Genomic DNA, 6,941 nt, shown 5'->3' with positions numbered 1-6,941 from the left:
GGGGACTCCGCCACCCGAACCCCCGAACCGAACACAGCGCCATCCGGGGCTTCGCCCCGCGTCGGGGACTCCGCCACCCGAACCCCCGAACCGAACACAGCGCCATCCGGGGCTTCGCCCCGCGTCGGGGACTCCGCCACCCGAACCCCCGAACCGAAGACCGTCCGGGTGCCCGACCACGCGTGCTCGGCGAACTCGGTGACGACACCGGCGGGCAGCAGCACGGTGGCGACCGTGCCGTGCGGGCTGCGCCGGTCCAGCCGCACGGTGACGCCGTGCCGGGCGGCCAGGCGGGCGACCACGGCGAGCCCCATGTGCCGCGCCGCGGCGTCGTCGAGGTCGCCGCCCGCGGCCAGGCGCGCGTTGAGGTCCCCGACGCGGTCGGCGGGGATGCCGATGCCCTCGTCCTCGATCCGGACGAGCACGCTCCCCTGCTCGGTCAGGTGCGCGCTGACGTGCACCGGCGAACTCGGCGAGGACTGGTTGGCGGCGTTGTCGAACAGCTCGGCCAGCACCCGGCCCAGGTCTTCCGCGGCGAAGCCGACGACGCCGAGGTTGACCACGCGGCCGATGGTGATCCGGGCGTAGTGGTTGATCGAGGACATCGCCTCGCGCATGAGGTCGAGCACCGAGGTCGCGCGGGCGGCGTCGTCGGCGGTGTCCTGCCCGGCGAGCACGCGCAGGTTCTCGGCGTTGCGCCGCAGCCGGGTGGCGAGGTGGTCGAGCTGGTAGAGCTCGGCGAGGCGGTGGTGGTCCTCCTCCCCCGCTTCCAGCTCCTCCAGCCGCGCGAGGAGCTGGTCGAGGAGGTTGAGGTCACGCAGGGCGACACTGGCGCAGATCTCGGCCAGCACGCCTTCGCCGGAGGGTGCCGCGACCGGCTCCGGCCGGGTCAGCTCCACGAACGCCGGTCCGGCCGCGGGCGCGCCCGGGTACCCCGGGTACCCGGGGTGCTTCGGGGGCGCGGTGAGGAACTGCGCGGCGGCGACCCGCGAGCGGTCCAGCAGGACGCGTGATCGATCCAGGAGTTCCCGGGCCCGGCTCGCCATGTGGTCCCACTTCTTCCGTGATCGGGTGCACCGAATCGGGTGCAACAAACCTGCGCTGCGCCGCCCCCGGCGGCGATGCGGGACATGCAAGCAGAAAGGTTCGTGGGATGTCCACAGCCGGTCCCCGCGTGATCGCCCTGCGTGATCATGAATTCGGAGCGTCGCCGCTGGTGAGCGCAGTGGATTAGGCCATTCGGTTCAATTTTGCAAATTGCGGGTCGCAACAGAGCGCACACAGCCGTCGAACGCGCAGCTGAGACGGGCTGTGGCACCGAAATCCCAGGTCGTGCCCGATTCGTCCCAAACTTGCGTGCCCCGCAGTTTTTTGCGGGGCACGCAAGTTTTTCGCTACACTCTGCTCATGCCGCCGGAAGAACCACCGAAGCTGACCCTCCGGGAGCGCAAGAAGCGCGAAGCCCGCCGGGCGCTCGCGCAGGCCGCGTTGCGGCTCACGCTGGAACGGGGACTGGAGAACGTCCGGGTGGAGGACATCGCCACCGAGGTGGGCGTCTCCCCCCGCACGTTCAACAACTACTTTTCCAGCAAGGAGCAGGCGGTCTGCTCGGTGGTCGTCGACCGGCATGAGGGGATGCGCGAAGCCCTGCTCGACCGGCCGGAGGACGAGCCGCTCTGGGAGTCCGTCAAACAGGCGGTGCTGGAGCAATATTCACGTGAAGGCGAGCCGGATCGCGCGTATGTTGCGCGTATCCGGGAGCTGATGGGCCAGCTCATGCTGCGTGGCGAATTCCTGAACGCCCACGCGGCGGTCGAGCGGGTCCTGGCCGAAACGATCGCGAAACGGGTGGGCGGTGTGGACCACCTGCTGTGCCGGCTCATGGCCTCCTCGGTGGAAAGCGCCGTCCGCGTCGCCTTCGTCAACTGGTTCACCGAAGGCGAACCGCTCCTGCCGACCCTGGAGCGGCTGCTGGACGAGCTGGCCGCCGGGATGCCGACCCTGACCGGCGGTCACGCACCCGAACCCGAATCGAACACCACCACTCCACTGGGGGAATCGTTGTGCTAGTCAAGCTCCTGCGCACTCACCTGCGCCCGTACCGGGGCACGCTGTGGGTGATCGTCCTGTTGCAGCTCGTGCAGACGGTCGCCATGCTCTACCTGCCGACGCTGAACGCCGACATCGTCGACAACGGCCTCATCAAGGGCGACATGCCCTACATCCTGCGGGTCGGCGCGATGATGCTCGCCGTCACGCTCGCCCAGATCGTCGGCTCGATCGGCGCGGTGTACTTCGGTGCCCGCACGGCGATGGCCATCGGCCGGGACATCCGCGCCGGGGTCTTCCACCGGGTGCAGGACTTCTCGGCCCGCGAGGTCGGCCAGTTCGGCACGCCGTCGCTGATCACCCGCACCACCAACGACGTCCAGCAGGTCCAGATGCTGGTGCTGATGACGCTGACGCTGATGGTGTCCGCGCCGATCATGTGCGTCGGCGGCATCATCCTGGCGCTCAACCTCGACGTGCCGCTCTCCTCGCTGCTGCTGGTGATCGTGCCGGTGCTCGCGGTCTCGGTCGGGATCATCATCGCCAAGATGCGCCCGGCGTTCCGGCTGATGCAGGTCCGGATCGACCGGATCAACCAGATCCTGCGCGAGCAGATCATGGGCATCCGGGTCATCCGCGCGTTCGTGCGCGACAAGCACGAACGCGCGCGTTTCGACGTCGCCAACGACGAGCTGCTCACCGTGTCGCTGCGGGTCGGGCGGCTGATGGCGCTGATGTTCCCGATCGTGATGCTGGTGATGAACGTGTCCAGTGTCGCCGTGCTGTGGTTCGGCGGCCAGCGGATCGACTCCGGCAGCATGCAGATCGGTGCCATGACGGCGTTCCTGTCCTACCTGCTGCAGATCCTGATGGCCGTCATGATGGCCACGTTCATGTTCATGATGGTGCCGCGCGCGGAGGTCAGCGCCGAGCGGATCAGCGAAGTGCTCGACACCGAGTCGAGCGTGCGCCCGCCGGTGTCGCCGATCCGCCCCGGCGCGGTGCACGGGCACCTGGAGCTCTCCGGTGTCGAATTCCGGTACCCCGGCGCGGAAAAGCCGGTGCTGTGCGACATTTCGCTGATCGGGCGGCCGGGCGAGACCACCGCCGTCATCGGGTCGACCGGTACCGGCAAGACCACGCTGCTCAACCTGATCCCCCGGCTCATGGACGCCACCGCCGGCACGGTGAAGGTCGACGGCGTCGACGTGCGCGACCTCGACCCGGACGTGCTCGCCCGCGCGGTCGGGCTGGTGCCGCAGAAGCCGTACCTGTTCGCCGGCACGGTGGCGAGCAACCTGCGCTACGGCAACCCGGACGCGACCGACGAAGAGCTGTGGCACGCGCTGGAAGTGGCCCAGGGCAAGGACTTCGTCGAAGCGATGGCCGAGGGCCTCGAAGCGCCGATCGCCCAGGGCGGCACGAACGTCTCGGGCGGCCAGCGGCAGCGGCTCGCGATCGCCCGGATGCTGGTGCACAAACCGGAGATCTACCTGTTCGACGACTCGTTCTCGGCGCTCGACTACGCGACCGACGCGGCCCTGCGCCGCGCGCTGGTGTCGGAGACCAAGGACGCGACGGTGGTCATCGTCGCGCAGCGGGTCAGCACCATCCGCGGCGCCGACCGGATCATCGTCCTCGACGAGGGCCGCGTCGTCGGCACCGGCACCCACCACGAACTCATGGACGGCAACGAAACCTACCGGGAGATCGTGCTGTCCCAGCTCACCGAACAGGAGGCGGCGTGAGTACCACGGAATCGCCCGAAGCCGCCGTCACCGACGCCGGCGAACGGCCGACCGCGCAGCGGCACAAGAACACCGGTGCCGCGGCCGCCGGACCGGCGGCCCGCTGGATGAGCGGCGGCGCGCCGGCGGAAAAGGCCCTGGACTTCAAGGGTTCCCTCAAGCGGCTGCTGCAGCTGCTGAGACCGCAGCGGGCCATCCTGATCGCCGTCCTGGTGCTCGGCGCGGCCAGCGTCACGCTGACCGTGATCGGGCCGAAGATCCTCGGCCAGGCCACCGACGCCATCCTCGCCGGCGTGCTCGGCAAGCAGGTGCCGCCGGGGGTCACCAAGGAGCAGATCGTCGCCGGCCTGCGGGCCCGCGGCGACGGCACGCTCGCCGACATCTACAGCCGGGTCGACCTCGTGCCCGGTGTCGGCATCGACTTCGACAAGGTCGGCCAGATCCTGCTGACCGTGCTGGCGCTGTTCGTGATCTCGTCGTTCTTCGGGCTCATCCAGGCCCGGCTGACGACGACCCTGGTGCAGCACGCGGTGTACCGGCTGCGCCAGGAGGTCGAGGACAAGTTCGCCCGCCTGCCGCTGAAGTACTTCGACCGCCAGCCGCGCGGTGAGGTGCTTTCCCGCGTCACCAACGACATCGACAACCTGGCGCAGTCGCTCCAGCAGACGCTGTCGCAGATCGTCTCGTCGCTGCTGACGGTGGTCGGCGTGCTGATCATGATGTTCCTGATCTCGCCGTTGCTGGCGCTGATCGCGCTGCTCACGGTGCCGCTGTCGGCGGTCGTGGCGGCGAAGGTCGGGAAGCGGGCGCAGCCGAACTTCATCAAGCAGTGGTCGACGACCGGGAAGCTGAACGCTCACGTCGAGGAGATGTACACCGGGCACTCGCTGGTCAAGGTGTTCGGCCGCCGCGACGAGTCCGCGGCGATCTTCGACAAGCAGAACGAAACGCTGTACCAGGCGAGCTTCAAGGCGCAGTTCATCTCCGGGATGATCCAGCCGGCGATGATGTTCATCGGCAACCTCAGCTACGTGCTGGTGGCCGTGATCGGCGCGCTGCGCGTCGCGTCGGGCAACCTGACGCTGGGCGAGGTGCAGGCGTTCATCCAGTACTCGCGCCAGTTCAGCCAGCCGGTGACGCAGATCGCCAGCATGGCGAACCTGCTGCAGTCCGGCGTCGCTTCGGCCGAGCGGGTGTTCGCGCTGCTCGACGCCGAGGAGCAGGGCCCGGAGCCGGAGCACCCGGAGCGGCCGGCCGAGATCCGCGGGCGCGTCGAGTTCCAGGATGTCTCGTTCCGCTACCTGCCGGAAAAGCCGCTGATCGAGGGCCTCTCGCTGACCGTCGAACCCGGTCAGACGGTGGCGATCGTCGGCCCGACCGGTGCGGGGAAGACGACGCTGGTCAACCTGCTGATGCGGTTCTACGAGCTCGACAGCGGGCGGATCACGCTCGACGGCGTCGACATCGCGAAGATGAACCGTGAGGAACTGCGCGACCAGACCGGCATGGTGCTGCAGGACGCGTGGCTGTTCGGCGGCACGATCGCGGAGAACATCGCCTACGGCGCGGACGACCCGAGCCGCGAGGACGTCATCGAAGCGGCCACGGCGACCTACGTCGACCGGTTCGTGCGCACCCTGCCGGACGGCTACGAAACGGTCCTCGACGACGAGGGCGGCACGGTCAGCGCGGGTGAGAAGCAGCTGATCACGGTGGCGCGGGCGTTCCTGGCCAAGCCGGTCATCCTCATCCTCGACGAGGCGACCAGCTCGGTCGACACCCGCACCGAGGTGCTCATCCAGCGGGCGATGAACTCGCTGCGCAGCGGCCGCACGAGCTTCGTCATCGCGCACCGCCTCTCGACGATCCGCGACGCGGACGTGATCCTGGTGATGGAGCACGGCCGGATCGTCGAGCAAGGCGATCACGAAACGCTGCTGCACAGCGGGGGTGCCTACGCCCGGCTGTACGCGGCGCAGTTCGCCGAAGCGATGGCCGAGACCGACTGAGGTCCGCACCCCGGTACCCTGGAAGCTCTTCGAGCGGAAGGGGTACTGGGGCGGCCATGGCCGGAAATGCCGACAAACTCGAGGAATACCGCCGCAAACGAGCCCGCGACCGCACCCCGGAACCCTGGCCGGACGGCCCGCCCGTCCCCGGTGAGGACAACCTCTTCGTCATCCAGGAACACCACGCCACCCGGCTGCACTGGGACTTCCGGCTCGAGCGCGACGGCGTGCTGGTCTCCTGGGCGGTCCCGAAGGGCCTGCCGCTCTCCCCCGGCGTGCCCCGGCTCGCCGTGCACACCGAAGACCACCCCCTGGAGTACCTCACCTTCTCCGGCGAAATCCCCGCGGGCGAGTACGGCGGCGGCTGGATGACCGTGTGGGACACCGGGACGTACGAAACCCTGCACTGGAACGACCACAAGGTCGAGGTGGTCTTCCACGGCGCCCGCACGCGTGGCAAGTACCTGTTCCGGAACCGGCACGACGAGGACGGCCGCGACTGGACCCTGCGGCGCCTCGACCCCGCCGAACCCGGTCACGCAGACGCGCCCGAATTCCTCGAGCCGATGACCGCGGAACCGGGTGAGCTGCCGGCCGCCGACGACGAGTGGGCCTACGAATTCGCCTGGGGCGGCCTGCGCACGATGCTGCTGGTCTGCGGCGGCCGCGTGACCGCGCACGACGACACCGGCGCCGACGTCACCGACCGGTACCCCGAGCTGCACAAGCTGGGTGAGCAGCTCGGGTCGACGGAAGTGCTGCTGGACGGCGAAATCGTCGTGATGAAGGACGGCAGGCCCTACCCCGCCGGGCTCGACGAGCGCCGCCGGGCCGACGGCGCGGCCGCCAAACGGCTCAAGACCGGCTGCCCGGTCTTCTACTTCGCCTCCGACGTCCTGCACCTCGACGGACGGCCGACGCTCGAGCTGCCCTACACGAAACGCCGGGAGCTGCTGGACGGCTTGGCCATCGAGGACCGGCATTGGCAGGTCCCGCGGTACTTCCTCGGCGGCGGGGAGGCCGTCGCCGGCGCCAGTCGCCAGCACGGCCTCCCCGGCGTCGTGGCGAAGCGGGCCGACAGCCCGTACCGGCCGGGCGGTGGTGCGGGCGACTGGCTGCTCATCGCGAGCTGAGC

Annotated in this window: 5 protein-coding genes; 4 read left to right on the top strand and 1 reads right to left on the bottom strand. The window is 69.4% G+C overall.

The window, feature by feature from the left end; genetic code table 11:
* On the bottom strand, positions 1 to 1,046 hold a 1,046-nt coding region (locus ACFVYA_RS40295; RefSeq protein ID WP_387052617.1), incomplete at its 3' end, for a sensor histidine kinase.
* A gap of 361 nt (positions 1,047 to 1,407) precedes the next feature.
* Between ACFVYA_RS40295 and ACFVYA_RS40290 the strand changes: the two genes are divergently transcribed.
* From ACFVYA_RS40290 to ACFVYA_RS40275, 4 genes are read left to right on the top strand one after another with little or no spacing between them, the layout of a single operon-like run.
* The gene (locus tag ACFVYA_RS40290; protein ID WP_285993853.1) at positions 1,408 to 2,070 is read left to right on the top strand and encodes a TetR/AcrR family transcriptional regulator; all 663 of its coding nucleotides are present in this window, start codon (positions 1,408 to 1,410) and stop codon (positions 2,068 to 2,070) included.
* Complete coding sequence (locus ACFVYA_RS40285; protein ID WP_285992431.1) at positions 2,064 to 3,797, top strand: ABC transporter ATP-binding protein; 1,734 nt, start codon at positions 2,064 to 2,066, stop codon at positions 3,795 to 3,797. Before ACFVYA_RS40290 ends, ACFVYA_RS40285 begins: the two co-directional genes overlap by 7 nt.
* Entirely contained in the window at positions 3,794 to 5,806 is a 2,013-nt protein-coding gene (locus ACFVYA_RS40280) for an ABC transporter ATP-binding protein (protein ID WP_285992432.1), read from the top strand. The genes ACFVYA_RS40285 and ACFVYA_RS40280 overlap by 4 nt, the downstream gene beginning before the upstream one ends.
* Positions 5,807 to 5,862: 56 nt before the next feature.
* Complete coding sequence (locus ACFVYA_RS40275) at positions 5,863 to 6,939, top strand: DNA polymerase ligase N-terminal domain-containing protein (protein ID WP_387052614.1); 1,077 nt, start codon at positions 5,863 to 5,865, stop codon at positions 6,937 to 6,939.
* Positions 6,940 to 6,941: the final 2 nt, after the last annotated feature.

This window comes from Amycolatopsis sp. NPDC058278, from assembly GCF_042881395.1.
GTDB lineage: Bacteria > Actinomycetota > Actinomycetes > Mycobacteriales > Pseudonocardiaceae > Amycolatopsis.
Note: the sequence above shows the minus strand (reverse complement) of the source record. Positions and strands in the feature narration are given on the sequence as shown.

Bases quoted from the DNA above. Each gene is read 5' to 3' on its own strand.
- ACFVYA_RS40290 (WP_285993853.1), top strand. From the start codon at position 1,408: ATGCCGCCGGAAGAACCACCGAAGCTGACCCTCCGGGAGCGCAAGAAG.
- ACFVYA_RS40275 (WP_387052614.1), top strand. From the start codon at position 5,863: ATGGCCGGAAATGCCGACAAACTCGAGGAATACCGCCGCAAACGAGCC.